Origin of the sequence: Thioalkalivibrio sulfidiphilus HL-EbGr7, assembly GCF_000021985.1 — a bacterium.
Classification (GTDB): Bacteria; Pseudomonadota; Gammaproteobacteria; order Ectothiorhodospirales; family Ectothiorhodospiraceae; genus Thioalkalivibrio_A; species Thioalkalivibrio_A sulfidiphilus.
Genome location: NC_011901.1, coordinates 1,183,396 through 1,208,802, shown reverse-complemented (window position 1 = coordinate 1,208,802; position 25,407 = coordinate 1,183,396). Strand labels below are relative to the sequence as shown.

The window sequence follows — 25,407 nt, the reverse complement described above, 5'->3', positions numbered from 1 at the left end:
GGGAGGTTCTATACTTTGGGATAGGTGTAGTGCTTTTGCGATTGCGTGTTATTAGGAGTACACAGCGCAAAGTCAAAGGCTTCCGATCCGGCTTGCAGCCGGCTCGGGTTACTTTCTTTGCTTGTCCAAAGAAAGTAACCAAAGAAAAGACACCCGGGTTTCTCGCCCCTGCGGGGTGCCCTGCGCGCGGGGGTGTTCCGGGGAGGTCGGCTGACAGGCCTTCCCTGGCCTGACAGCCGACGCGCCGCATCCCTGCGGCGCCCCTGGCGGGCTTTGACCCCGGAACACCCCCGTGCTCGGCGAGAAAAACGGGGGGGACGTCAAAGGCAGCAACCCTTTGACCTTCGGTGGGGTTGTGCTCTTTTGTAGGAGCCCCGACCCCGGGGCGAATTTCTCACCATTCGCCCCGGGGTCGGGGCTCCTACAAGGAAAACCCAAGGCAGACCGAAGCGGTGTTGACCTACCTCCCCCTTATGCCGCACCGAGTAGCGCAGGCTTCGAGGGAAAAAGCCCGAAGGGGCGTCGCAGGGATGCGGCGCGTCGCCTGCCAGGCCAGGGGCGAGGCGGATCAGGCGGAAGAACTTCCGCCCCGCCGAGCGGGCGCACATGGACGTGCGCCCTGGACTTTCTGTCGAAGCAGGATTGCGTAGACAGAAAGGCCTGTCAGGCGACCCCCTCGAAGCCGAGCAACGCAGGGCACCCGCTACAAGCGGGTGCGGCATCGGGGTGTCCTTCTTTTGGTTACTTTTCTTGGACAAGCAAGAAAAGTAACCCGAGCCCCGTGCAACGGGGATCGGAAGCCTTTTGCCGTTGATAGTGGTTTCAGCGGCGTCTAAACCCACCTGACACCGGATCGAAGCCCCAATGCATCAACACACACCGGGGACACACCCCCCAAGGAGGCCCACCATGAGTCTCTCCCAAACCCTCAAAACCTACCTGGACAGCCAAGGCATCCCCTACCAGGTTATCCACCACGACCCCACCCCCTCCGCCAACCGCAGCGCCGAAGCCGCCCACATCCCGGGCGACAAGCTGGTCAAAGCGGTAGTACTGGAAGACAACGGCCAGTACATCCTGGCCGCCCTGCCCGCCACCCGACGCCTGAAACTGGGCCGTCTGCATCACACCCTGGGTGAACACGTGGGACTGGCGACAGAAGCGGAAGTGGAACGCCTGTTCGGGGACTGCGCGCAGGGGGCCGTGCCGGCACTGGGTTCCGCCTATGGCCTGGAAACCCTGGTGGACGACAGCCTGAACGACCAGGACGAGGTCTACATCGAAGGCGGCGACCATGAATCCCTGGTCTGCCTGAGTGGCAGCGCCTTCATGGGACTGCTCGGTCCCGCGCGCCACGGGAATTTCAGCGCGCACATCTGAGCCGGCGGCTAGTGTTGCGAAGACATGGCCTCGATGCGCCGCACGCGCTCCTGCGTGGATGGATGGGTGGAGAGATAGGCGTCCCAGCGGCCACCGTCCGCGGGTGCGCAATCATCGTCGTTCTCCGGGCAGCCCCCGCCCTGCTCCATGCGTGACAGGATGGCGGCGAAATGGCGGCTGTCGATGCCGTGGCGCGCCATGACCCGCAGGGCGTAGTCGTCCGCCTCCCGCTCGAAGGCCCGGGAATAACCCAGCTCCGTGAGCAGTACGGGCAGGCCCACCATCACCGAGGACAGGGACGAGACATCCCCCAGCACCACCACCGCGGCCAGGGTCAGCATGGAACCCTGCAGGGTCTGGCGCAGGCCGTGGCGGTGCACCACGTGCCCCAGTTCGTGGGCGAACACCGCCAGCAGTTCGGCATCCTCCTCGGCGAGTTGCACCAGCTGATCGGTGAACACCACCGTGCCCGAGGGCAGCGCCAGGGCATTGGGGCCGATGCTGTGCCCCGCATCCCGGAACAGCACCCGCACGGCAAACTCCCCAGGCACCTCGTCCACCAGGGGCGCAAACACCTGCTGCAGACGGGCCTGTTCGGATTCGCTCAGGGTGCTGGGGCGCAACAGGCGCGCATCCAGCAATTCCAGGGTGCCGCGATCCAGGGAACGGCTCACCTCCACGGGCATGGCGTAAGCGGCCATCTGGGCCAGCGCCGGCACGCCGTAGCGCACCCCGGCCCAGACGGCGATCACGGTGACCACCAGGGCCAGGGCCACGTACTTGAGACTGGACTCCAGGCGATGCAGCAGACCGGAAGCTGCGCGATCCGATCCTTTCAACAGGCGATCGACGGCTAGGTGGTCCAGGGTCTCGAACAGGGCACCGTCCGCGAATCGCAGGCTGCGGGGGGTATTGCCCAGACGGGAACTGATCTGGATGTCGTTCAGGGAGACCGAGTCACGGACAATCTCCCCCCCCACGCTGACCCGCACCCGCCCGCCCGCCGTCTCCAGGCTGGCCTCGTGACGTCGCGCCGTGCGCCCGTCGTAGTAATGGCCCTGAATCGTGCTCAAATGCCCAGATCCACGTTGAAGAAGTCACCCATCTCCTGGCCGGTGGAGGCCACCTTGCCCTGCTCGGCGGCGATGAAGGCCTGCATGTCCGTGTCGCTGACCACGACGATATGCTCGGCGGCATAGCGTGCCGTGCGTACCCGGGCCCAGGGATAGAACAGCCCCAGGGTCAGCGCCATGCCCAGCAGGTTGGTGAACACCAGCCAGGCGTAGGAGCGGGTTTCGTAGCGGGACTCGAAATGCACCCCCGGCAGGCTGCTGTGGTTGAAACGCAGGTTCACGGTGCGCACCTGCCAGAAGGCAAACACCAGCAGATACACCACGATCATGCCCAGCACCATCAGGGGCGCGAACACCACGCCCAGGATCGACGCTACGGTCACGCCGCCCATGAGCAGGGCAACGGCCAGGAACGCAACCCAGAAGTAATCACCGGCGCCGGCGGAAAAACGAAACGTCGCGGTGCCGAAGCCGCTGTGCTCGATCAGGTAGCGCTGCTGCCTGTAGATGGCATAGGGCATCATGATGCCCAGGGTCAGGACACCCAGTAGCGGCCAGAGGATGAAGGCCTTCAACGCCCCGCCGTAGCCGCCCCGGAAGGTGAAGCGCAGGTTGCGGTAGGCGCTGTTGTGATTGCGAAACGCCATGGATTGCATGATCACCCAGGGCAGCAAGGAGATGAAGATGAGCACCAGCGCGATGCTCAACCAGGGTGAGATGATGTCGGAGAACACCCACAGCAAGAGGGCCGCCATGGCGATCAGGCGACCCTTGAGGATGCTGATGGGGCTGGCCAGGTACTCGAAGCGGCTGCCGTCCACTTCCGTGTTGCCGTAGAAGTAGCGATGGGTGCGCACCTTCGCCCAGGCGGAGTAGATGCCCAGGGTCAGGATGGTCAGCAGGATGTTGACGATCCAGATGCGGAAGAACTCGGCGCCCTGGCCGCTGAACTGAAACGGCAGGGTGCGGGCCATCTGGTTCCAGACCCGGGTGCGGGTGGCGGTGTCGTCGGGTCCTTGTGATACGACGGCTGGCGCGGCGGGTGGGGCCGTCACACCGGCTGCCGCGGGCACCACGTGCAGGGTGATGCCGAGGGCCTGCAGGGCCGCCCGATAGCGTTCCGCCTCCTCCACGGACAGCTGCTCGCGCAGCACCGTGACGGGACGGTTCAGGGCCTCGCTCAAGCCCGGCTGCCCCAGCCCGAACACATTACCCAGGCGCTTGAGGACCGTCTGCGGGTCCAGGCCGTCCTGGTATTCTCCCCGGAATTCCAGCGTGACATCGGCGCTCGACATGAATGCCTCCCATTTCCTTCTGGTTTTTTTATCTCCATGAGTCCAGTCGCCGGTTGCACCGGTCAGCCGACTCCCCCGTTCCGACTATACCGGAGCCCGGATGGACAGTGCCACGGCGCGGGATAAACGGTCGGGATCAGGCGCCGGATTGAGTCGGTCCGATTCAAGGACGCCAGTGGAGGGCAAACCCGCAATCGGCAGGCGAACGGTAGCCCACGGGGCAGGTATAGGTGGCCATCACCTCCCGGTCAGGACTCAGCAGGGCCCCCGCGATGCCGTACTCGTAATCCCCCCGGTAGAGTCCGTAATCGGGAACGAATTCATCGAAATCCATCAACACCGAGACGCCGTCTGCCCGGGTCTGGCTACACAGACCGGAACCGCACCAGGCCCAGGCGGACTGCACCAGGGTCACCGAGGGCAGGAGCCGGGCATGTCGGCCGTTCCAGCTGCCGTCCAGGTCGGAGTAGCGCTGCCGGGGAAGGAAACGCGCGCCCCTCTCCAACACCGAGAAATCGAAGAACTCGTTGACCATCAGACCGTGGTCTCGGCCGGGCGCCGTGAGCAATCGGGCCTCGCTGCCGTCATCCAGGTAGGCCACATAGACCCCCGGCGCATCACGGACCAGGTGGCCGCCGATCCCGTAATCGATACCCGAGAGCGACTGGCCGCTGATGCGGTCGCCGCAGATACGCCATTCCAGCGTGAACAGCGTGCCCTGGTCGTCCTCCATGGCGCCGAACCAGCTGCCGTCCAGTCCCAGCGGCGTCGAGCCGCAGGCGAGATCCACTTCTTCACCGCAGGCGGACAGCAGCGGCACCAACAACAGCAACACCAGACCCAGCCTCCAGCCCCTGTTCATGTGCCTTCCTCCGAACTGCGCCGAACCAGCTCGACGCTTCATGGTCAGGTTAAAAGGGACAAGCTGAACGGGGCATGACCGGACCGAAATCCCATGCAGTATTTCAGGACATTACGGGGCGCGGAAGGTGATGTAATCACAGACACCCGGACTACACTTCGGGTAATGGGAAGACATAATAATGGGGGGGCAGGACGGAGTGCGCACACCAAACCCAATGCCGTGGTCACCAATGAAGCCCGCTATAGGGCTGATCGCACTCTTTTTTCTGCTGTTGGTGACCGCAGGGATGCCACGGGCCGGTGCCAGTGAGGAGGGCTACCGGATGGGGGTGTTCCCGTATTTCTCGCCCACCCGGCTCGAAGAGATCTATGCCCCCGTCGCCGCAGAACTCTCCTCCGCCACCGGGCAGCCGGTCCGATTCCGAACTGCGTCGACCTTCGCACGTTTCTTCGAGAACCTGCGCGATGGCGACTATGACATCGCCCTGATACAGCCCCTTTACTACGTGCCCGCCGCAGACGAGTTCGGTTACCTGCCCCTGGCGCGCGTTCGTGAACCCTTCCGCTCCGTGGTCGTGACCCTGGACTCCAGCCCCCTGCGCCAGTTGGAGGAACTCAGGGGCGGGCTCATCGCCTCTCCACCCACCCATGTACCCGCCGTGCACCTGGCTCGGCAGGCCCTGCGTGAGCGGGGCCTCGTGCCCGACAGGGACCTGAGTTTCCGCGAATTCAACACCGCCGACTCCTGTCTGCAGCAGGTACTTATCGGCGCGGCCGATGCCTGCGTCACCGGTCCTCTGGGTGCTCGCAGCTTTGAGCTGCGACATAGCGTCAAGTTGCGCACCCTGCTCGAGACCATCTCCCTGCCCAGCCTGGTGTTCGTCGTACACCCACGGGTGCCCGAAACTGACCGCGCAGCGCTTCTGGAGGCGCTGGTGGGACTCAATACCACCGAACACGGAAGACAGATCCTGGAGCGCATCAACACCGCGGCCTTCGTCCCGGCCCTCGATCACGACTATGACGAGGTCCGGCGTTTCGTAACCACGCTGGAGGAACCGTGGTTGCCCTCCACTCCCTGAGATACCGGATCGCTGCGACCATCTTCCTCCTGGAAGTGATCATGATGACCACCGTGCTGTGGATCGTGCTGGGCATGCTGTCCAATTCCGCCCGGGAGCAGGTCGAGGAACTGGAGGAGGTGGCATCGGGCATGCTTGCCCAGCTGAGCCGCCCGGCACTGCTGACCGAGGAATACTCCCAACTGCAGCCCTACATGGAACGCATGCGCAGTGACCCGCACCTGCTGCGCATCCTCCTGCTGGATAGCAGTCGCCGCGTGGTCGCGGGCACCGACCTGCAATACGTGGGACAGTCAGCCCCGGACTACCTGCCGGGCATCGACAGTTACTGGCGTGTCTACGAAATCCACAACGCCGCCGAGCACCTGGGCACCCTGGCGATCCAGTTTTCCAGCCTTCGGATCATCAAGGCCGAGCGCCAGGCCCGCACCATCGGCATCCTCATTGCCGCGACAGGCATGGTGGTGATCGCGTTCTTCGGCCTGTTCTTCGGATATCTCCTGACCCTGCGTCTGAACCGCCTGACACAGGCTGCCATGTCCATGGCCCAGGGCGACCTGGGCGTCCGTACCGGGCTCAAGGGTAAAGACGAGGTCTCTGGCCTGGGCCAGGCATTCGACGTGATGGCGGATCGCGTGCAGACCGAGCGCAACGCACTGCAACGCGCCAACGCACACCTGGAAGAGCGGGTCGCACAACGTACCGCCGCCCTGGAGGCCGCCAACCGGGAACTGGAGTCCTTTGCCTACTCGGTGTCCCACGACCTGAGGGCCCCGCTGCGGGGTATCGACGGTTTCAGCCAGGCCGTGCTGGAAGACTACAGCGACCGACTGGACGCCACCGGCAAGGATTATCTCAACCGGGTGCGCAAGGCGAGCCAGCGCATGGGACAACTGATCGACGACCTGCTGAGGCTGTCCAAGGTCAACCAGGCCCCTCTGGAACTGCAAGAGGTGGATCTGGGCCAGCTCGCCGAGGAGATCATCCAACAGCTTCGGGAGACAGACCCGCAACGATCGGTGCGCATTGCCATAGAACCGGACATGCGGGTTCAGGGTGATCCCGGCCTGATGCGCGCCGTCATGCAGAACCTGCTCGGCAACGCCTGGAAGTTCACGGCCAGGACTGCCGATGCCCGCATCGATTTCTGCCGAGAGCCCGGCGACTCTGCCCATGAGCCCGTGTTCTGCGTCAGCGATAACGGAACGGGCTTCAACATGGCACACGCCGGTAAGCTTTTCAGTCCCTTCCAGAGACTTCACCATCGCGATGAATTCGAGGGCAGCGGCATCGGCCTGGCCACGGTCCAGCGCATCATCCACCGCCATGGCGGTCGGATCTGGGCACAGGGAAGTCCCGGTGCGGGTGCACGCTTCTGTTTCTCCCTGCCCGCCACGCATCGCACTGATCTCCCCGGCGGTACCACCCATGAACCCCATAACCGAACAGATGAGAGCCCCTCATGCTAGAACGCAGCCGTAGCATCCTCCTCGTGGAAGACAACCCGGACGACGAGTTGCTGACATTGCGGGCCCTGCAGAAGAACCGCATCCTGAATGAAGTCGTGGTGGCGCGTGACGGAGCCGAGGCACTGGACTACCTGTTCGGCACAGGCGAGTACGCAGGTCGCAACCTGTTGGATGCCCCGCAACTGGTGCTGCTGGACCTCAACCTGCCCAAGCTCGACGGCATCGAGGTCCTGCGCAGAATCCGTTCTGACCCGCGCACCCGACTGCAACCCGTGGTGATCCTGACGACGTCCAGCGAGGAACGTGACATCGTGTCCAGCTATGAACTCGGCGCCAACAGCTACATCCGCAAGCCGGTGGATTTCGAGCAGTTCATGGAGGCCATTCGACAGCTCAATCTCTACTGGCTGGTCCTCAACGTCCCACCTCCCGCCCGGGCATGAGCCATGAGCAGTGATCTGCGCATTCTCCTGATCGAGGACTCCGAGGACGACGCCGAGCTGCTCCTGCGTGAGCTGCGAAAGGACGGCATCCGACCGGGACATGTACGTGTCGACAGCGCCCCCGCCCTGAGGGAGGCACTGCGGGAGAAAAGCTGGGACATTGTCATCACCGACCACAACATGCCTGGTTTCGGTTCCGCAGAGGCGATCGCGATCATCAAGGACACGGGCCTGGATCTGCCGGTGATCATCGTCTCGGGCAGCATCGGCGAAGACATCGCCGTGGCCGCCATGAAGGATGGCGCCAACGATTACATCATGAAGCACAACCTGGCCCGGCTGAGTCCGGCCATCAAGCGGGAATTGCGTGAGACCAGGAACCGGGAAGCCCATCGCCGGGCACAACAGACCATCGAACACCTGGCCTATCATGACCCGCTCACCGGTCTCGTCAACCGCAGGGAATTCGAGGCACGCCTTCACCAGGCGCTGCGCACGGCCAGCGAACGTGAACAACACGCGCTGCTGTACGTGGACCTGGATCAGTTCAAGATCATCAACGACACCTGTGGCCACGAGGCCGGCGACGGCATGCTGCGCCAGCTGTCCGTACTGCTCAGGACACCGATACGTGACAGCGACACCCTGGCACGCCTGGGCGGAGACGAGTTCGGCGTGCTGCTCAGCGGCTGCAGACTCGATGAGGCGCAGCAGGTTGCCGGTCGGATCGTGGACCTGGTGCGTGATTTCCGCTACGTGTGGCGGGACAAGAGCTTCCTCATCGGCGCCAGCATCGGCCTGGTCATGCTCGATGATGCGAACCTGCGCGCGTCCGACGTACTGCGCATGGCCGACATGGCCTGTTATGCCGCCAAGGACAGGGGCCGCGGCCGGGTCCATATCTATCGCGCTGACGATCAGGAACTGCTGCAACGCCACAACGAGATGCAGTGGGTGGGGCGTCTGAACCAGGCACTGGAGGAGAACCGTTTCAGGCTGTATCGCCAGTGCATCACGCCACTCGGACCACACGGCTCATCCCACTGCGAGATCCTGCTGCGCATGCTCGACGAGCGGGGAGAACTCATACCGCCGGGTGCCTTCATACCCGCGGCAGAGCGCTACAACCTCATGCCGGCCCTGGACCGCTGGGTCCTGTGCAACGCATTTCACTGGCTCGCCCGCTGCCGACGCCAGGGTGCACCGCTGAACAGCGAGATGTTTTTCTTCAACCTCTCCGCCGCAACGATCAGCGATGAATCCTTCTACGCCCATGTCAGCCATGCGCTGCAGGAACATGACCTGCCCCCTTCCATGGTCGGGTTCGAGATCACAGAAACCGCCGCCATCACCAACCTGGGTAGCGCCCTGAAATTCATCGAGCAAGTCAGGCAACTCGGTTGCCGGATTGCCCTGGATGACTTCGGCACCGGCATGAGTTCATTCTCCTACCTGAGGACTATCCCCGCCGACTTCATCAAGATCGATGGCAGCTTCATCCGGGACATGGACGAGGACGCGATGAACCTGGCCATCGTCGACGCCATCAACCGAATCGGACATGTCGCAGGGCTGAAGACCATCGCGGAATTCGTGGAGACGCAGGCGATCAGAGAGCGCCTGGTAGAGGTGGGCGTCGATTTCGCCCAGGGTTACGGCATCCAGCGGCCGATCCCGCTGGACGCCGCACAAAGCATGCCGCCTGGCTGATACCGGGGAAAGGTCCGGCGCCGTACGTTGGCACGTACGGCGCCGACAGCTGATATCAGCACTGTGCCCCGAACTGGGTGCTCGGGCAGTTCTTCTTCACCGGCTGGCCATCGGCGATCCAGCGGGTGATGCCGTCGGTGACGTTGTAGACCTGCTCATAGCCGGCCTGTTCCACCATGGCCCGGGCCAGGTAGCCGGTGCGGCTGCCGGTGCGGCAGATGATCACGACGGGCTCATCCTTCTTCACCAGGCGGTCCAGCTCGGAGGGGAAATCGCGCACCAGGTTGCCGCGCTCGTCGAAGGCGGTGAGCAGGTAGCTGCCCTCCACCACGCCGGTCTCGCGCCACTCGTCGGGACGGCGGATGTCGATCACCTTCACGCCGGACTCGATCAACTTGATCAGTTCACCATTGCCGACGTTGGCGAACGGCGGTGGCTGCACCGCCAGCATCTCCACCTCGAAACGCAGGGTGGCGTTGGGCGGGATCACGCCGCCGGCGCCGCGGGGGCCATAGGCCAGCTGCGGCGGGATGACCAGTTCACGCTTGCCGCCCACGCGCATGCCTTCCAGGCCCATCTCCCAGCCGGGGATCACCTGGCCCATGCCGAGCACCAGGGTGAAGGGCGTGCCGCGCTCCACGCTGGAGTCGAACTGGGTGCCGTCCATGAGCCAGCCGGTGTAGTGCACCTGTACGGTGTCGTGGCGGGAGGCCTCGGCGCCCTCGCCCACCTTCAGATCCTTGATACCCAGTTCAGCCGCCCAGGCGGCGGACTGGATGAGCATGAACAGGAACGCAACAACCCATACCGACTTCTTCACGAAACGAACCTCCGGAAATTGATCTTGGCACCCGGCATATTACGGGGCTTCTACTCGGTCAAACGAAGAAAGCCTATCACAGCCGATCCCGGAGGACTGTGCGCCACGACCGGCGTGCAATCCTGATGGATAGGCGACCCCCGAGCCCGTGGATGACCGGCACCCGGGCTTGGCTATACTGGCGCACATGACACGCCCCGGATACCGTTGGTACCTCCTGCTCGCCATCCTGCTGCTGGTCTACCTGGCCACGGGCCTCTACCACAGCCTCAAGCCCCTGCCCGAGGGTGTGAGTGTCGCCACGCCTCTGCGTACCAGCGGGGAAGTCCGCTTCCTGGCCGACTACACCTTTCTCGATGCCCGGGGCGAACGGCACAGCGAACAGGCCATCTTCGACGAGATCCTGGGCCTGATCGCCCAGGCGCGGCGGCTGGTGGTGTTGGACATGTTCCTGATCAACGAGTTCGCCGGGGACGCGGCCGGCGCGCCACGGCGCCTGTCCGGCGAGGTGACCGAGGCGCTGCTGGCCCGGCGCCGCGAGGTCCCTGGACTCCAGGCGGTGCTGATCACCGATCCCTTCAACACCCTCTACAACGGCGTCGAGGCCGAACACCTGGATCGCCTGAGGGAGGCCGGCGTGGAGGTGATCATCACGGACCTGTCCCGGCTGCGGGACTCCAACCCCAGCTGGTCGGCCCTGTGGCGCCTGTGCTGCCGCTGGTTCGGCAACTCCCCGGATGGCGGCTGGCTGCCGAGCCCCGTGGGCCCCGAGAAGGTGGGACTGCGCACCTATCTCACCCTGCTCAACTTCAATGCCAACCATCGCAAGACACTGGTGGTGGACCAGGGCGATTCCTGGGTGGGTCTGGTGACCTCCGGAAACCCCCACGACGCCAGCAGCGCCCACGACAACGTGGCCCTGCGCTTTTCCGGTATGGCGGCCCTGGACCTGCTGGAGACGGAACGGGCAGTGGCGCGCTTCTCTGGACACGACTTTCCAGATACACCTCGTCCCCCCGACTCAGGCGGATCGAGTGACGGCGAACGTGTACAGGTGCTCACCGAAGGCGCGGTGCGGGACGCCCTGATCTCGAGCATCGAATCGGCGGCTCCGGGGGATGAACTGCGCATCGCCGTGTTCTACCTCTCTCACCGGGGCGTGGTGAACGCCATCCGTGACGCGCAGCGCCGGGGCGTCGAACTGCGCCTGTTGCTGGACCCCAACGAGGATGCCTTCGGGCGCAAGAAAAGCGGCATCCCCAACCGCCAGGTGGCCCTGGAACTCCATGCCGCCGGCGTGCCCATCCGCTGGTGCGACACCCACGGCGAACAGTGCCACGGCAAGTACCTGCTGCTCACCCGGGCCAGCGGCGAGGCGGAGCTGATCCTGGGCTCCGCCAACTTCACCCGCCGCAACCTGGACGACTACAACCTGGAGACCAGCGTGCGCCTGCTGGCCGACCATGATTCGCAGGTGATCCGCGACGCCGCCGCCTGGTTCGAGCGCTACTGGCACAACGAACCCGAGCGCCATTTCTCCGTGTCCTACGAACGCTATGCCGACCCCTCGCGGCTACGCTACTGGCGCTACCGCTTCATGGAGGCGAGCGGCTGGTCGACGTTCTGAGTCAGATCGCTTGACTGCATCCAGACATCGGATGACACTGGCCCCATGTACGACACCTTCCTCATGGCTCGACGCGTACCTGCCTGGCTGCATCGCCAGGCCTGCCTGCGCGCGCCCTGTGGAGTGAACTGACCCGGACATACAAGCCGTTCATCTCACCCCATCCGAAGGGGCCGCAGGCAACCACCTGCGGCCCCTTTTTTTGTTTGTCCCACCACCACGAGGAGGCGAAAAACCACCATGTCCGTCCCGGCCGCCTATCTGGGCGTGATCCTCATCTGGGCCACCACCCCGCTTGCCATCCAGTGGAGCGGCGACGGCCCCGGCTTCCTGTTCGGCGTGGCCGCGCGCATGGCCATCGGCACGGTCCTGGCGCTGGGCTTTGCGCGACTGATGGGGCTTGGGGTCTGGCGACGGGAGGCCCTGGCCACCTATGGGGTGGTGGGGCTCGGGATCTACGGGGCCATGCTGTTCACCTACTGGGCGGCCCAGCAGATCCCCTCGGGCTGGATCTCCGTGGTGTTCGGGCTCACGCCCATCGCCACCGGGGCACTCGCCCTGCTGTGGTTGCCGGGCCAGGGCTTGACCCGCCTGCGTCTGAGCGGCGCACTGATCGGCGTGGCCGGGCTCGGGGTGATCTTCGGCGGCGGGGCCGCCCTGGACGAGCGGGCGGTGCTGGGCATCGGCGCAGTGGCGCTCGCCACCCTGATCCACTCGGTCAGCGCCATCTGGACCAAGCGCCTGGGCTCGGGGCTCCATCCCCTGTCGGTGGTGGCCGGCGGCCTGGCCGTCTCCACGCCCCTGTTCCTGATCACCTGGGGACTGTTCGACGGCGCTTGGCCGGTGGATCTGCCGCAGCGCGCCCTGGGCTCGATCCTCTACCTGGGCGTGATCGGCTCGGTGATCGGCTTCTCGCTGTTCTACTACGTGCTGGGACGGGTGGACGCCACCCGGGTGGCCCTGATCACGCTGGTCACGCCGGTGGCGGCGCTGGTCCTGGGCCACGTGTTGAACGGCGAGCCCCTCGACCCGCGCATCCTGGCGGGTGCGGCACTGATCCTCGCGGGACTGGCGCTGTTCGAGTTCGGCGACCGGCTCCTGGGCAGGAGGCGCCGGGACGTGGCGGACAAGGGCGTGCTGTGACGCGGTCGGGCACGGGGCTCCCGTGCCCGACCGCCAGGCGTCAGCCCCGGGCCACGTAGCCGTAGCGCAGGTTGCTGCGCTCGGCGCCGTTGCGCTCGTAGTCCGCCTTGATAGCGGCCATGCGGTCGCCGGCGAAGGCACGGCGCGCCTGCTCGCTCAGGCCGTAGAGCCGGGCGTTGTTGCCACCGAAAATCGCGTTCTTCACCGCGCCGTCGGCGGCACCCAGTTCCGCGAAGCCATGGCGGCGGCGCATATCCTCGGGGATCTCCAGGCGGCGCAGGCCCTCGATCTGCCACTGGGGCGAGCCGGTCCAGATGGCGTCGGTGCCCCAGCATACGTGATCGGCGCCCAGGCCCCGGACCAGGATACCCATGATGGCGGCGCAGACCCGCGGCTGGGCCACCAGGGTGGTGGCGAACACCTGGCCGAGATCACCGTAGACATTGCTCACCCCGTACTTCTCGGGAATGTCCGCCAGGTCGCTGACCCAGTCGATGCGCCCGGTGGTCTCGAATTCCTGCAGGGCCACCGCCGGATCGCCGCCCACGTGGCGGTAGCCGGAGTGGTAGATGATGAAGTTCAGGTCCGGCCAGTCCTTGGCCGCCTGGGCCACGTCGCGCACGTCGGCGTAGTCGCGCAGATGCGGATAGCGCTCGTCCATGGAGGGGGGGAACAGCCCCTTGTGCACGCACACGTTCTTCACGCCGGCCTTGAGCATCTTCTCGTAACCCTTGTAGGCCACCTGCTCGTCGTCCATGCGCCAGGGATAGCGGCTGGTGGCCTTGTGGGTGTTGTCACCCACGGTGTAGCCCTTGACCGAATCGGGTTTGAGTTCCAGGGCAGCGTCCAGCTGTTCCAGCCAGCCGGGCTGCCCGGGGGTGAAGATGGCATGGGTGTAGAGGCGCTTGCTGCCGGCGTGGGCGTTGACCTTCTCCCGGGCCTCGGCCATCTGCTCGTTGGTGAGAAACCAGTCCTGGGCCTCGTCGGAGGGGGAGCTTGAGATCAGCGCGATCTTGGTGTCGCTGTCCAGGTAGATCTCCTTGAGATAGTTCTCGTACTTGAGATCCTCCAGGGTCTGTTCCCGCTCGCCCAGGGGCTTGTTCCAGCCGGCCCGGCCCACCGCCTCGCGCATGCGCACGAAGCGCTCCAGGCGCGTGTCATCGCGCAGGAAGTGGGTGTGCATGTCCATGATGAACTGGTCCCGGTAGGTGCCCGCGCGCTCGTTGGCCAGCTCCGGGGAGGCCGCCTCGGCGCGGCTGGCGCCGAACACCAGGCCGTAGACCTCGTTCATGGCCACGAAGGCCGCCGCCATGCCCGCGGCGGAGCGGAAGAACTGGCGCCGGTTCATGCCCTGGTGGCTGCCCAGCTCGTCCGCCATGGCCAGCAGGCGGGCCTCCACCTGCTTCTGGGGCCCGGTCTGGGGGGTGGGATAGAACTCGTCGCTGGAGACGATCTGGGTGGGGATGGGGGTCTCGTTGGGCAGCAGCTCGGAGGGCTGCAGTTCGGCGATCTCTTCGGGGCTCAGGAAACGGCTCATGGCGGGACTCCTTGGGGTTCGGCTTTCGCGGTTCCGGGAAGCATTCAGTCTCTATGCCGACCATGACCCGGGGCCGGGGTTCCCCCGGCGCTCAGAACCAGGTGCCGCCGATGCGCCAGCGCGGGCGCGGCAGATCCTGGCGCAGCAGCGCCGCCGGGTCGTAGGGCCCGGGCGAGAGGGGCGCCCGGTGCATGGTCTGCTCAAGCTGCATCAGTCGGGCAATGCGTTCCTCGGTGGACGGATGGGTGCGCAGCCAGGAGGGTTCCGGGATGCGCCAGCCGGGCATGAGCACCCGTTCGATCCAGCCCCCCTGGACCCGCTCCAGCCGCGCCAGGGCCAGGGCCAGCCCCTCCGGGTCGCCGGTCAGCCGCGCCGCGCCCAGGTCCGCCTGGTACTCCCGGCTGCGGGACAGGGCCAGCTGGAACAGGGCGCTCAGGGTGGGCGCGAAGATGAGCAGCGCGATGGCGAACCAGCTGATGGTCTGCTCCCCCAGGATCAGCAGGGGCAGGTTCACCAGCAGCAGAAACTGCCCCACCAGGGACAGCAGGCCGGTGAGCCGGCTGGCCAGGTCCGCGAAGGTCATGGTGCGCAGGTCGTTGTGGGCGATGTGGCTCACCTCGTGGGCCAGCACCGCCACCAGCCCGCGGGTATCCAGACCCCGGAGCAGGCCGTCGGAGACCGCCACCGCCGCCTCGCGCCGGTCGCCCACGGAGAAGGCATTCATCAACCGGCTGGGCACGTAGTAGAGGGCCGGGCTCCCGGGCAGCCCCGCCCGTTCCGAGAGCTCCTGCAGGATCTGCACCGGCACCCGGGCCGTGCGCGCATCCAGGCGCTGTGCCCGGTACAGGCGCATCACCAGGGCGGGCGACATGGCGGGGTTGAACAGATACAGCACCACCACCACGGCGATGGCCATCAGGGCGTAACCGGGTCCGCCGACGAGCCAGCCCACCGCGCCCAGCAGCACCATCAGGCCCAGCACCAGCAGGGCCGTCTGCAGGGCGTTGACCCAGCGATGGCGGGCAATACTCAGCGGGTCCATGGGGCGCCCGGTGCAAGGCTCACTTGAGGGCGTCGCGCACCCGCTCCAGTCGCGCCTTCACCTCGCCGGCCAGGTCGTGGATGCCCGGCTGCTGTACCAGGTCCAGCACCGCCTGGGGGTCCATGAAGGCGACGGTGATGGCGCCGTTCTCCTCCTCGCGCACCACCACGTTGCAGGGCAGCAGCAGGCCGATGTCCGGCTCGGCGGTGAGCGCCTTGTTGGCCAGCACCGGGTTGCAGGCGCCGAGGATTTTGTAGGGACGCTTGTCCAGGTCCAGCTTGGCCTTCATCACCGCCTTCACGTCGATCTCGGTGAGCACGCCGAAGCCTTCATCTTTAAGCGCGGCGGTCACCTGGGCCACCGCGTCATCGAAACCGCATGAAACCTGTTTGCTGAATCCGTACATGGAAATACCTCATTGCTTGCTGTAGGTTGAAGCACATGACGATGGACACCGCGAAGTGGTTCACCCAACCGCCCACGGGACTGACGCATCCAGAACTCGCAGCGTCACACGCCGGTGAAGAATCCCGACTATTCTAACCCTGTGAACACCGGCATCGCGTGAAAGGAATCCCGCGGATGCACGGGAAGACCCTCTCTCCACGCTCACACCCTCCACAACGTCCGGGGCCCTCGATTCCGTACCGAGGCCGCATCGGCGGACACGACCCGATTAGCCGAAATCATAATAGCCAGTGACTATAGAGACAATAAACATAATTCACTAAATTAATCGAGCATCTTGAACTAGAGTAGTCATCGAGCACTCGTACTACCTACACAGACATCAATCAGGAGGAACACATGTCCGCACAAAACATCCAATCCGCCGGCAAATGCCCGGTGATGCACGGCGCCAACACCGAGGTTGGCACGTCCAACATGGACTGGTGGCCCAAGGCCCTGAACCTGGACATCCTGCACCAGCACGACACCAAGACCAACCCGATGGACGAGGAGTTCTCCTACCGCGAGGCGGTCAAGACCCTGGACTTCGCCGCGGTCAAACGGGACGTGGAGGCGCTGATGACCGACAGCCAGGCCTGGTGGCCGGCTGACTGGGGCCACTACGGTGGTCTGATGATCCGCATGGCCTGGCACGCCGCCGGCTCCTACCGCGCGGCCGATGGCCGTGGCGGTGCCAACACCGGCAACCAGCGCTTCGCGCCCCTCAACTCCTGGCCCGACAACGCCAACCTGGACAAGGCCCGTCGCCTGCTGTGGCCGATCAAGAAGAAGTACGGCAACCGCCTCTCCTGGGCCGACCTGATCGTGCTCGCGGGCAACGTGGCCTATGAGTCCATGGGTCTCAAGACCTTCGGCTTCGGCTTCGGCCGTGAGGACATCTGGCATCCCGAGAAGGACACCTACTGGGGTGCCGAGAAGGAGTGGCTGGCGCCCAGCGACGAACGCTACGGCAGCGTCGACGACCCCTCGACCATGGAAAACCCCTTGGCCGCGGTGCAGATGGGGTTGATCTACGTGAACCCCGAAGGCGTCAACGGCAAGCCCGACCCGCTCAAGACCGCCGCCCAGGTGCGCGAGACCTTCGCCCGCATGGGCATGAACGACGAAGAGACCGTGGCCCTGACCGCGGGCGGTCACACCGTCGGCAAGACCCACGGTAACGGCCGCGCCGAGAACCTGGGCCCGAGCCCCGAGGGCGCGGACATCAGCGAGCAGGGGCTGGGCTGGATGAACCACAAGACCCGCGGCATCGGTCGCGACAGCGTGACCTCCGGCATCGAGGGCGCCTGGACGACCCATCCGACGAAGTGGGACAACGGCTACTTCGACATGCTGTTCGGCCATGAGTGGGAGCTGAAGAAATCCCCCGCCGGCGCCTGGCAGTGGGAACCCGTCGACATCCGCGAGGAAGACATGCCGGTGGATGTGGAAGATCCGTCGATCCGCTGCAAGCCGATCATGACCGATGCCGACATGGCCATGCGCGAGGATCCGATCTACCGCAAGATCTCCGAGCGCTTCCACAAGGACCCGGCCTTGTTGACGGAGACCTTCGCCCGCGCCTGGTTCAAGCTGATCCACCGCGACATGGGTCCCAAGGCCCGCTACATCGGCCCGGAGGTCCCCGCCGAAGACCTGATCTGGCAGGATCCGGTCCCGGCCGGCAAGACCGGCTATGACGTGGATGCGGTGAAGGCGAAGATCGCCGCCTCCGGTCTGTCGATCGCCGAGATGGTCGCCACCGCCTGGGACAGCGCCCGCACCTTCCGCCAGTCAGACTTCCGCGGCGGCGCCAACGGTGCACGCATCCGCCTCGCACCCCAGAAGGACTGGGAAGGTAACGAGCCCGCCCGCCTGCAGAAGGTGCTCGCGGTGCTGGAGCCCATCGCCGCGGACAGTGGTGCCAGCGTGGCCGACGTGATCGTGCTGGCCGGCAATGTAGGCATCGAGCAGGCCGCCAAGGCCGCGGGTGTCAACGTCACCGTGCCCTTCGCCCCGGGCCGTGGCGACGCGACCCAGGAGATGACCGACGCGGATGGCTTCGCGGTACTGGAACCCATCCACGACGGGTATCGCAACTGGGTGAAGAAGGACTACGTGGTGAGCGCCGAGGAACTGATGCTCGACCGCACCCAGCTCATGGGCCTGACGGCAGCCGAGATGACGGTCCTGGTGGGCGGCATGCGGGTCCTGGGCACCAACCACGGCGGCGCGAAGCACGGCGTGTTCACTGACAAGGTGGGCACCCTGAGCCAGGACTTCTTCGTCAACCTGACCGACATGAACAACGTCTGGAAACCGGCCGGCGCGCACTACGAGATCCGCGACCGCAAGACGGACGCGGTCAAGTGGACCGCCACCCGGGTCGACCTGGTGTTCGGCTCCAACTCGATCCTGCGCGCCTACGCCGAGGTCTACGCCCAGGACGACAACCAGGAGAAGTTCGTGCGCGACTTCGTCAACGCCTGGACCAAGGTGATGAACGCGGACCGCTTCGATCTGAAGTGATCGGCAGGTGAAGTGACCCGGTTGCCGCCAGGGAGGGTGGTGGTCCGGGAGATGTACAAAGGGAACGGTGGATGATCAGTCCACCGTTCCCTTTTCTTTTGTGTGGGTGGAACCCATTGTCAGGCGGGTCGGCATGAATCTCCCCGTTTAACTGCTCGACCCAGCATCCAGCAATCCGTAATGCATCGCCTCGTGATCGGGCATGATGCGCTGCTGCAGCACGCGCCACTGGCCGTCCGGTTCCTTGTCCAGCACCACCTCCAGACCACGACGTATGACGGTGCCGTCGTTGGCCTCCACCCGCTCCACGGTCTGGAACATGATTTGCCTGTCCGTGGCGGCCCTCATGCGCAGGCCCGTGTAGCTGACGTCCTTGAGCACGCCGTCCTTGAACTCATGCTCGCACTGGCGGAACCAGTCGTCGTAGCCGATGGCCTCGAAACCGGGGATGCCAAGCACCCGGACGCGCTTCGACACCAGGTCCATGTGGGCGGGATGGTCCAGGGCACGGGCGGTGCGCTCCACCGCGTCGATCCATTGGAGGGCGATTTCTCTGGCGTGGTTATCTTGGTTCATGGTTGCCTTGATCAGTGGAAATCATGCCGACCGACTCAACTTCCCGCACAGGTTGGGGAAGGGAATCGCTATCAGGCCATTTTCTGTAAATGATGAAAATCCTCGATGGATGCCAACTCATCAGCCTCGGCAACCTGAGCACGATAAAGATCCCACCGTACCTGGAGATTCAGCCAGAAATCCGGGGAAACCCCGAAAAACTTCGCCAGCCGGAGCGCAGTGCTGGGGGTAATACTTCGCTTCTGATTCACGAGTTCATTGACCCGCTGATACGGGACATGGATGGCGTCCGCCAGATCACGCTGGCTGATGTTCATAGGCACGAGGAACTCCTCCCGAAGCATTTCGCCGGGATGGGTAGGCGGTCTATGGGTTGGAATTCGCACCATGATGGGTAGCTCTAGTGATCATCGGTGACTTCGACTCTGGCAGGTCCATGTTGACCCCAGACAAAGCACAAAGCAGATTCTGTATTGCCCGCTGCATGGCGCAGCCTGAGGGTTTTTCAACAGCCTTCCAGCGGCGGCAGGTTGACATGGTTCGCCATCTAACGACGCCCTTTCCAGTAGCCTGGCTCTCGATGAAGATTCATCACCGCAAGGACGAGCAGTGCGTCCTGTTCCTCGGAGTACAGCACACCATAAGGGAATCTTCGAACCAAAACCCGCCGAATATCGCTATCCAGTACAGGCCATGCCTGTGGATGTGCCACAGCTCGTTGAATCGCGTAATAAACCTCAACTGAAAGATCGTATCCGAGACCAGGCTCTATATCCTCATAGTATGAAATGGCCTCTCGAAGTTCGTGCTCGGCTTCGGGATGAAAACGAAAGGTCATTACGATCGGTCGCCCCAGATCTTTGCGAACACATCTTCGCCTGGGACGGCTTCAACTGCGCCGAAGCGAACTTCCTGCAAACGCTTCCGCGCGATCGACGCCCACTTCTCATCCATCTTCGACTCAGGCGGATTAAGGCTACGCAGGAGCGAGTCAACCACGAGTACCCGATCCTCCACAGGAAGCGCCTCCGCCTCATCGATCAGGTCTTTTACCTTCATATAGCACCTCTCTTGATACGCTTTGGACAATCCTGGATGGGGGCGATCAGAAATTCCGAATATCCATAATTCTATGATCTTTCTTGGGAGACCGTTAATCCACTGGGGCCATCCATACAACCGGCAGGTGACGACAGAATCCATAGCGATTCAGTCACCTTGCGACCTTCGCGCATCCCTTCGCGCCCTTCGCGGTTCGCTTTTCCCCTATCCCCTCTCGCCTAACCCCTCACGCACCACCACCCTCACCCCTTCACAAACACCGCCATCGACTCCACATGGGCGGTATGGGGAAACATATCCATCACTCCCGCTGCCTCCAGGCGATAGCCCAGGCTGTGCACGAGGGTGTCTGCGTCCCGGGCCAGGGTGGCCGGGTTGCAGGAGACGTAGACGATGCGCGGCACGTTGAGACGTCCCAGGAGTTTCATCACGCCGGCGGCGCCGGCACGGGGCGGGTCCAGCAGGATGCGGTCGAAACCTGCCCGGGCCCAGGGGGCATCGATCACGTCACGGGCGGCCAGGTCGGCAGCGTGGAACTCGACGTTGCGGATACCGTTGTGTTCTGCGTTGTCCCGGGCGCGGGCGACCATGACGGCCTCCCCTTCCACGCCCACCACGTGGCCGGCGCGCCGGGCCAGGGGCAGGCTGAAGTTGCCCAGGCCGCAGAACAGATCCAGCACCCGGTGTTCCGGCCCCACCTCCAGCAGTTCGATGGCCCGGGGCACCATGGCGCGGTTGATGTCCCGGTTCACCTGCACGAAGTCCAGGGGGCCGAAGGGGATGCGCACGTCGAAATCCGGGTGGGCGTAGTACAGGGGCTCCGGCTGCTCCGGTGACAGGGGGTGGACCGTGTCCGGCCCCTTGGGCTGCAGCCAGACCTGCACGTCCTGGGCCGCGGCGAAGGTCTTGAGGCGCTCCATGTCGGCATCGCTCAGCGCATCGAGGTTGCGGAACACCAGGGCGGTGCGGTCCTCGTCGTCCACCGCCACCTCCACCTGGGGGATGCGGTCCCGGGCGTCCAGGGTGGAGAGGAAATCCCGCAGGATCATGATGCGCCTGCCCACGGAGGGGTGCAGCACCTCGCAGGCCTCCAGGGTCGCCAGGTAGTGGCTGTAGCGCTCCCGGAAACCCACCAGGGCGCCACCCTTCTTGGGCACGTATTTCACCCCCAGGCGCGCCTTGCGCCGGTAGCCCCAGGCGTGGGCCTGCAGGGGGTCCAGAATGTGCGCCGGGACCACCTTGCCCACGTGCTCAAGGACCTCCAGCACCGCCTGCTGCTTGGCATGGACCTGGGCGGCGTCGCTCATGTGCTGCAGGCTGCAGCCGCCGCACAGGCCGAAATGGGCGCAACGGGGTTCGACCCTGTCGGGGGAGGCCTCCAGCACCTGGTCCACCGTGGCCTCGTCGTAGCGCCGGTGCCGGGCCACCAGGCGGGCGCTGACCCGTTCCCCGGGCAGGGCGCCGTCCACGAACAGGGCCTTGCCCTCCACCCGGGCCACACCGCGGCCCTCGTGGGTGAGGGATTCGACCGTGACCTCCACCGGGGCCTGGGGCACCGGCGCGGAACGGGCCCTGCGGCCCATCAGGCGTTCTTCCCCGCCTGCCAGGCGTCCAGGAAGGCGCCCAGGTGCGCCTCGGGGGATTCCGCCAGCATGTGCCGCACCCGCTCCAGTTCCGCTTCCAGGGCCTGCTCCGTGAGCCGGCCGCGCATGCGCTCGAAGCGCAGGTAGACCAGGTAGGTGTTGAGCACGTCGGTCTCGCAGTAGTTGCGGATGCCGCGGATGTCGCCGGCCAGGTAAGCGTCCCAGACCTTGGCGCCGCTCATGCCCATCTTGCCTGGGAAGCCCAGCAGGCTGGCCACCTCGTCCAGGGGGGCGTTGGCCCGGGCCTGGAAGCCGGCCAGCACGTCCATCAGGTCCACGTGGCGCCAGTGGAAGCGGGACAGGTAGTTGTTGTAGCGAAACTCCCGGTCGTCGTCGCCCATCTCCCAGTAGCGGGCGGCGCTGATGCCGTGCAGCAGGGTGCGGTAGTGGATCACCGGCAGGTCGAAGCCGCCGCCGTTCCAGGTGACCAGTGTCGGGGTGTAGCGCTCCACGCCCTCGAAGAAGCGGGTCAGCAGCTCCTTTTCGCTGGCGTCCTCGTCGCCCAGGGACCAGACCGCCAGGCGGTCCCGGGTAGCCAGGACCACGGAGATGGCCACGATGCGGTGCAGGTGGTGGGCCAGGAACTCGCTGCCGGTCTTCTGCACCCGCAGCTGGGCCATGGCCTTGGCCGTGTCCTCGTCGGAGAGACCCTCGAAGCCGTGGATGCGCCGGGCGCCCTCCACGTCGGGGACGGTCTCGATGTCGAACACCATGATCGGGGTCATGCGGGGAATACTCCGGTGGAAATGTAGCGGTCGCCCCGGTCGCAGATGATGGACACGATAGTGGCGTTCTCCACCTGGGCGGACAGCCGCAGGGCGGCGGCCACGGCACCCCCGGAGGAGACCCCGCAGAAGATGCCCTCCTCGGCGGCCAGGCGGCGCATGGTGTCCTCGGCCTCGGCCTGGGAGACCTCCAGGGTCTGGTCCACGCGGAAGTCCTCGAAGATGCTGGGCAGGTATTCCTTCGGCCAGCGGCGGATGCCCGGGATGCTGGAGCCCTCGGCGGGGGTCACGCCGACGATCTGTACCGCCGGGTTCTGCTCCTTGAGGTAGCGGGAGGTGCCCATGATGGTGCCGGTGGTGCCCATGGCGCTGACGAAATGGGTCACCTCACCGCCGGTATCCCGCCAGATCTCCGGGCCGGTGCCCTCGTAGTGGGCCAGGGGGTTGTCCGGGTTGGAGAACTGGTCCAGCACCCGGCCCCTGCCCTCGGCCTCCATCTGCTTGGCCAGGTCCCGGGCCCCCTCCATGCTCTGCTCCCGGGACACCAGGATGATCTCGGCGCCGAAGGCCTTCATGGAGGCCCGGCGTTCCGCGCTCATGTTTTCCGGCATAATGAGGACCATGCGGTAGCCCTTGATGGCCGCCGCCATGGCCAGGGCGATGCCGGTGTTGCCGCTGGTGGCCTCAATCAGGGTGTCCCCGGGGCGGATCTCGCCGCGCGCCTCCGCCTTGCGGATCATGTTGAGCGCAGGGCGGTCCTTCACTGAGCCGGCGGGGTTATTGCCTTCAAGCTTGGCCAGGATCGTATTGGTCGTCTGCCCCGGCAGACGCTGCAGGCGCACCAGGGGGGTGTTGCCGACGAAGGCTTCCAGGGTGGGATAGGACTTCATGTTCGCTCAGGGACCGTCAGGGACGAGAGCCGACATTATAAACACGACGCGCAGGGGGCGTCCCGGACCCATGAAACCCGCTAACCAGCTGACTCGCATACTCATATCGATACTGGGCGCAGCCCTGACATCCCTGCCCGTGGCCCAGGCCCAGCAGGACCCCTTGCCCACGGAACACGATTTCTTCATGGACCTGCCGGTGGTGCTGACCGCCACCCGCCTGCAGCAACCGGTGGCCGAGGCCCCCGCCGCCGTCACCGTCATCGACCGGGAACTGATCGAGGCCTCCGGCGCCCGGGAACTGGTGGACATCCTGCGCCTGGTGCCGGGCATGATCGTGGCCCGGCACAGCAACCACGAGCCCGTGGTGACCTACGGCGGACTCCCGGAGCGTCATGCAAGGCGCATGCAGGTCCTGGTGGACGGCCGTTCCGTGTACCAGCCCTTCGACGGCGGCGTGTTCTGGACCGACCTGGGACTGGCCATCGAGGACATCGAGCGCATCGAGGTGATCCGCGGTCCGAACTCCGCCGCCTATGGCCCGAACTCCTTCCTGGGCGTCATCAATATCATCACCCGCCACCCTGCCGAGGTCCGGGGCCACCATGTGACCAGCCGCCTCGGCACCAACGGCGTTCGCGACCTGGTGGCGCGGCAGAGTGGCGGCCGGGACAACCTCGACTACCGACTGACCCTGTCCACCCAGGAAGACAACGGATTCCCCGACACGAACAGCGATAAGCGCGCCCAGTTCGCCAACCTGCGCATGGATTACCGCATGACCCAGGAACACAGCCTGACCACCCAGGCAGGGTTCGGACAGTCACGCAAGGCGCGGGGCTTCATGGATAACCCTGTTGATCCCGAGCGTCGCTTCACGACTGACAGCGCGTTCGTCCAGATGCGACTGGACAGGGACACCGGGATCGGAGAAAGCTGGAGCCTGCAGTACTACTACCAGCAGTTCGCCACGGTCGACGAGTTCAATACCGGGGACTTTCTCTTCCAGGGAGTCATCCCGCTCGTCGACATGGCGCTGGACTTCAATCACCGGACGGATCGACACGACCTGGAGTTTGAACATCGCACGCTGCTCTCACCCGGGAGCCGCCTGATCTGGGGCACAGGGCTTCGCCACGACAAGGTCACCTCGTCCACCTATTTCAGCGAACGCAGCCCGGTCAGTGATGACATGCAACGGGTATTCGGGAATCTCGAATTCGACCTCAGCGCCATCACGACACTGAATCTGGGAGCCAGCTATGAACGCAGCCGCCTGTTCGGCGACCAGTTCTCGCCCCGGCTTGCGCTGAATGCACATCCAAACCCGACGCACAGTTTCCGCTTCATTGCCTCCAGGGCGACACGCACACCGTCACCCACGGAGGAACTGGCGCGTCAGATTTATTACCCAATGGACATCTTTGGAAACACCTACGAGGTCATCATTCTCGATGCCGACGGCGGCCTGAAGCCCGAACGACTGGAGTATTACGAAATAGGCCACCACTATTCACTCAACGGTAGTCGCGCGGCCATCGACACCAAGGTCTTCAGCAACAGGATCACGCGATTCATCGATGCCATCAACGCTTCACGCTCCTTTGCCGACAGGGGTGGCGTCGCCTACCAGGGCATCGAGATGCAGCTCGGGTACTGGCTCTCGGACCGAACCCGCCTGCACGGTGGCCTGACTTATCACTTCAACCGGGATGACATGAGCGAACAGGGCGACGGCCGTTACGGCGAAGCAGTCCCGCGTCGCATTCTCAACGCCGCCATCACCTCCCGGGTCACCGATCAGCTGCGCCTCTCGAGTACCTACTATCATTATTCCGAGGTGAACTGGATCGACGGCGCGCCTACGGATGCCTACGATGGCTTCCTGGATGTCTCCGCCGAGTGGACCCTGAATAGGCATGCACGTCTTGGTGTCACGGTACAGGACCTGCTGGCACGGGGCTATGACGGGAGAACACCGGCCAATGCCGATATCTACTAGGTCAACCGTCGAGAAACCCGAAGCTTCGCCAGCCTGTCATTCGAC

General features: G+C 64.9%; 22 protein-coding genes. 9 read left to right on the top strand and 13 right to left on the bottom strand.

Features of this window, described 5'->3' with window-relative positions; all coding sequences use genetic code 11:
* The first annotated feature begins 909 nt into the window (after positions 1-909).
* Complete coding sequence (locus tag TGR7_RS05615) at positions 910-1,380, top strand: aminoacyl-tRNA deacylase (protein WP_012637691.1); 471 nt, start codon at positions 910-912, stop codon at positions 1,378-1,380.
* An 8-nt stretch (positions 1,381-1,388) separates the two neighbouring features.
* Here TGR7_RS05615 and TGR7_RS05610 read toward each other — a convergent pair whose 3' ends face one another.
* From TGR7_RS05610 to TGR7_RS05600, 3 genes are all read right to left on the bottom strand, one after another.
* Positions 1,389-2,453, bottom strand: a complete 1,065-nt coding sequence (locus tag TGR7_RS05610; RefSeq protein WP_012637690.1) for a M48 family metallopeptidase — start codon at positions 2,451-2,453, stop codon at positions 1,389-1,391.
* Positions 2,450-3,748 carry a YjgN family protein gene (locus TGR7_RS05605; RefSeq protein WP_012637689.1) on the bottom strand — a complete coding sequence of 433 codons (1,299 nt, stop codon included), beginning with the start codon at positions 3,746-3,748 and terminating at the stop codon, positions 2,450-2,452. Before TGR7_RS05605 ends, TGR7_RS05610 begins: the two co-directional genes overlap by 4 nt.
* Positions 3,749-3,911: 163 nt before the next feature.
* Complete coding sequence (locus TGR7_RS05600; protein ID WP_012637688.1) at positions 3,912-4,610, bottom strand: hypothetical protein; 699 nt, start codon at positions 4,608-4,610, stop codon at positions 3,912-3,914.
* A gap of 289 nt (positions 4,611-4,899) precedes the next feature.
* Between TGR7_RS05600 and TGR7_RS05595 the strand changes: the two genes are divergently transcribed.
* The 4 genes from TGR7_RS05595 to TGR7_RS05580 are packed head-to-tail and all read left to right on the top strand — an operon-like array spanning position 4,900 to position 9,316.
* Entirely contained in the window at positions 4,900-5,694 is a 795-nt protein-coding gene (locus tag TGR7_RS05595) for a phosphate/phosphite/phosphonate ABC transporter substrate-binding protein (RefSeq protein WP_187148419.1), read from the top strand.
* Positions 5,673-7,163, top strand: coding sequence for a sensor histidine kinase (locus tag TGR7_RS17745; protein ID WP_012637686.1), 1,491 nt, complete (start codon positions 5,673-5,675; stop codon positions 7,161-7,163). Before TGR7_RS05595 ends, TGR7_RS17745 begins: the two co-directional genes overlap by 22 nt.
* Positions 7,157-7,606, top strand: coding sequence for a response regulator (locus TGR7_RS05585; protein ID WP_012637685.1), 450 nt, complete (start codon positions 7,157-7,159; stop codon positions 7,604-7,606). The genes TGR7_RS17745 and TGR7_RS05585 overlap by 7 nt, the downstream gene beginning before the upstream one ends.
* 3 nt (positions 7,607-7,609) lie before the next feature.
* Positions 7,610-9,316 (top strand): GGDEF domain-containing response regulator, encoded by a 1,707-nt coding sequence (locus TGR7_RS05580; RefSeq protein WP_012637684.1) that lies wholly within the window; start codon positions 7,610-7,612, stop codon positions 9,314-9,316.
* Positions 9,317-9,371: 55 nt separating this feature from the next.
* Here the strand turns inward: TGR7_RS05580 and TGR7_RS05575 are convergent, their stop codons facing one another.
* Positions 9,372-10,100: an FKBP-type peptidyl-prolyl cis-trans isomerase gene (locus TGR7_RS05575; RefSeq protein ID WP_041442594.1), complete on the bottom strand. Its 729-nt coding sequence runs from the start codon at positions 10,098-10,100 to the stop codon at positions 9,372-9,374.
* A gap of 223 nt (positions 10,101-10,323) precedes the next feature.
* Here TGR7_RS05575 and TGR7_RS05570 point away from each other — a divergent pair, with 223 nt between their 5' ends.
* Together TGR7_RS05570 and TGR7_RS05565 are read left to right on the top strand one after the other, a co-directional pair.
* Complete coding sequence (locus TGR7_RS05570) at positions 10,324-11,763, top strand: phospholipase D family protein (RefSeq protein WP_012637682.1); 1,440 nt, start codon at positions 10,324-10,326, stop codon at positions 11,761-11,763.
* A gap of 240 nt (positions 11,764-12,003) precedes the next feature.
* Positions 12,004-12,906, top strand: coding sequence for a DMT family transporter (locus TGR7_RS05565; RefSeq protein ID WP_012637681.1), 903 nt, complete (start codon positions 12,004-12,006; stop codon positions 12,904-12,906).
* A gap of 40 nt (positions 12,907-12,946) precedes the next feature.
* On the opposite strand, the gene TGR7_RS05560 is transcribed toward TGR7_RS05565, so the two are convergent.
* From TGR7_RS05560 to TGR7_RS05550, 3 genes are all read right to left on the bottom strand, one after another.
* Positions 12,947-14,443, bottom strand: coding sequence for an amidohydrolase family protein (locus TGR7_RS05560; RefSeq protein WP_012637680.1), 1,497 nt, complete (start codon positions 14,441-14,443; stop codon positions 12,947-12,949).
* Between the two features lie 91 nt (positions 14,444-14,534).
* A complete protein-coding gene (locus TGR7_RS05555) occupies positions 14,535-15,485 on the bottom strand; it encodes a zinc metalloprotease HtpX (protein WP_012637679.1) in 951 nt (316 codons plus the stop codon).
* Positions 15,486-15,504: 19 nt separating this feature from the next.
* Complete coding sequence (locus TGR7_RS05550) at positions 15,505-15,891, bottom strand: DUF302 domain-containing protein (protein WP_012637678.1); 387 nt, start codon at positions 15,889-15,891, stop codon at positions 15,505-15,507.
* A gap of 401 nt (positions 15,892-16,292) precedes the next feature.
* Here TGR7_RS05550 and katG point away from each other — a divergent pair, with 401 nt between their 5' ends.
* A complete protein-coding gene (katG, locus tag TGR7_RS05545; protein WP_012637677.1) occupies positions 16,293-18,464 on the top strand; it encodes a catalase/peroxidase HPI in 2,172 nt (723 codons plus the stop codon).
* A gap of 147 nt (positions 18,465-18,611) precedes the next feature.
* On the opposite strand, the gene TGR7_RS05540 is transcribed toward katG, so the two are convergent.
* The 6 genes from TGR7_RS05540 to cysM all read right to left on the bottom strand — a co-directional run bounded on the left by TGR7_RS05540 (position 18,612) and on the right by cysM (position 23,360).
* Positions 18,612-19,040 (bottom strand): hypothetical protein, encoded by a 429-nt coding sequence (locus TGR7_RS05540; RefSeq protein WP_012637676.1) that lies wholly within the window; start codon positions 19,038-19,040, stop codon positions 18,612-18,614.
* Between the two features lie 71 nt (positions 19,041-19,111).
* Positions 19,112-19,429: a HigA family addiction module antitoxin gene (locus TGR7_RS05535; protein ID WP_012637675.1), complete on the bottom strand. Its 318-nt coding sequence runs from the start codon at positions 19,427-19,429 to the stop codon at positions 19,112-19,114.
* Positions 19,430-19,877: 448 nt separating this feature from the next.
* The gene (locus TGR7_RS05525) at positions 19,878-20,099 is read right to left on the bottom strand and encodes an addiction module protein (protein ID WP_012637673.1); all 222 of its coding nucleotides are present in this window, start codon (positions 20,097-20,099) and stop codon (positions 19,878-19,880) included.
* 245 nt (positions 20,100-20,344) lie between these two features.
* Positions 20,345-21,685, bottom strand: coding sequence for a 23S rRNA (uracil(1939)-C(5))-methyltransferase RlmD (rlmD, locus tag TGR7_RS05520; RefSeq protein ID WP_012637672.1), 1,341 nt, complete (start codon positions 21,683-21,685; stop codon positions 20,345-20,347).
* Complete coding sequence (locus TGR7_RS05515; RefSeq protein WP_012637671.1) at positions 21,685-22,470, bottom strand: 3'-5' exonuclease; 786 nt, start codon at positions 22,468-22,470, stop codon at positions 21,685-21,687. The genes rlmD and TGR7_RS05515 overlap by 1 nt, the downstream gene beginning before the upstream one ends.
* A complete protein-coding gene (gene cysM, locus TGR7_RS05510; protein ID WP_012637670.1) occupies positions 22,467-23,360 on the bottom strand; it encodes a cysteine synthase CysM in 894 nt (297 codons plus the stop codon). The genes TGR7_RS05515 and cysM overlap by 4 nt, the downstream gene beginning before the upstream one ends.
* A gap of 70 nt (positions 23,361-23,430) precedes the next feature.
* Between cysM and TGR7_RS05505 the strand changes: the two genes are divergently transcribed.
* On the top strand, positions 23,431-25,362 hold the full coding sequence (locus tag TGR7_RS05505) for a TonB-dependent receptor plug domain-containing protein (RefSeq protein ID WP_012637669.1): 1,932 nt from the start codon (positions 23,431-23,433) through the stop codon (positions 25,360-25,362).
* The last annotated feature ends 45 nt before the right edge of the window (positions 25,363-25,407 follow it).